2 protein-coding genes are annotated in these 1477 nt (G+C 45.0%); both read left to right on the top strand.

Features of this window, described 5'->3' with window-relative positions:
* A partial coding sequence (locus tag B7Y67_RS17840) for an FAD-dependent monooxygenase (RefSeq protein WP_293599780.1) occupies positions 1-448 on the top strand: 448 nt, incomplete at its 5' end.
* 102 nt (positions 449-550) lie between these two features.
* A partial coding sequence (locus B7Y67_RS17835; RefSeq protein WP_293599779.1) for an ABC transporter substrate-binding protein occupies positions 551-1477 on the top strand: 927 nt, incomplete at its 3' end.

Here is a 1477-nt window from a genome sequence, read left to right as displayed (position 1 = left end):
TGTTGCCCGGAAAATCCTGGCGCCTCAATATGCAGAAATTCTAGAGAAAACTGCTTCACCATTTTTACAGGCGATATACGATGTTCGTTCAGAGCAAATTGTCTTTGACAGAATTGCCTTAATGGGTGATGCAGCTTTTGTTGGTCGTCCTCATGTTGGGATGGGCGTTACTAAAGCAGGTGATGAGGCGATGGTGATTGCGCGTCACATCGCCCAATTGGGCGCAACCCCTGCAGCACTGGCAGCTTATAGCAGTGAACGACTTCAGTTGGGTCAACAGGTTGTTGCAAGAGCCCAATATTTAGGGCGCTATATGCAAGCACAAGGTAGTAAAGGTAGCAGGGACGGCAACAGCCTTCGCAGAAACGCAGATACGGTGATGGCTGAGACAGCAATTGATATCAGCGCCTTACTGGCACAAGGAAAAGCAGTTCCAGAGTCGCATTAAAAAACTAGATGTAGATTTTCGCATTAACAGAAGCATTCAGTTAAGATTTACGAAGCAAAAAGTATTCTTATTAATTAACTGTTTTAAATGGAGGAGACAACCATGAAACAAAAAGTAACGAATCAAACCAGAAGAAAAATGTTAATCGGTGGAGCTGCTGCAGCAAGCACTCCACTTTGGATGAACATGGCAAGCGCCCAATCTGAAACAATTAAGATTGGCTTCCCTACCCCATTAACAGGCCCCTTCTCTGCCGAAGCACAGGATCAGGTAAGGGCTGCTGAGCTAGCTATTAAAGAATTTAATGATGCAGGTGGCTTTAACGGACGCAAAGCAGAGTTACTAGTAAGAGATACAAAACTCAATGCTGGTGAAGCCGCTACACGTACTCTTGAGTTGATTGAGAAGGATAAAGTGGGTTTTGTTGTGGGCTCACTTTCTGCTGCAACCCAGCTATCCATCAATGCCGTCTGCAAAGAGCGTAAGGTACTTTTTAACTCTATCAGCCAATCTGATGCGATTAACGAAGCAAAAGACTGGAGTGTCTACACATTCCACGAGGCATTAAATCCAACTATGACAGCAGGTGCAGTAGCTCGCTACTCCATTCCCCGCTTTGGTAAGAAGATTGTATTTTTGACTGCCGATTATGCTTATGGCCATGAAATGGTGCGCGCATTTGAGCGTGCCGGCAAGGAGATGGGAGCAACAACATTGGCGGATATCCGCCACCCACTTGGCACATCAGACTATTCAGCTTTTTTACCGCGGATTAAAGCATTGAATCCTGATATCTTGGTCTTATGCAACTTCGGCCGAGATTTAGTAAATTCTGCGAAACAATGTACGGATTTTGGCTTGAAATCCAGCATGAAAATTGTGGCACCCGTTTTGCTATATACATCCCGCATTGCAGGTGGTGCAGAAGCATTTGAAGGTATTGCTGGCGGAACCTCCTACTACTGGGGTCTAGAAGATAGAATTCCTCAGGCCAAGATTTTTAATGATGCCTACAGAAAGGCATATAAC

Source organism: Polynucleobacter sp. 35-46-11 (assembly GCF_002281105.1).
The sequence above is the reverse complement of the archived record's forward strand: the minus strand, read 5'-3'. Positions and strand labels throughout refer to the sequence as shown.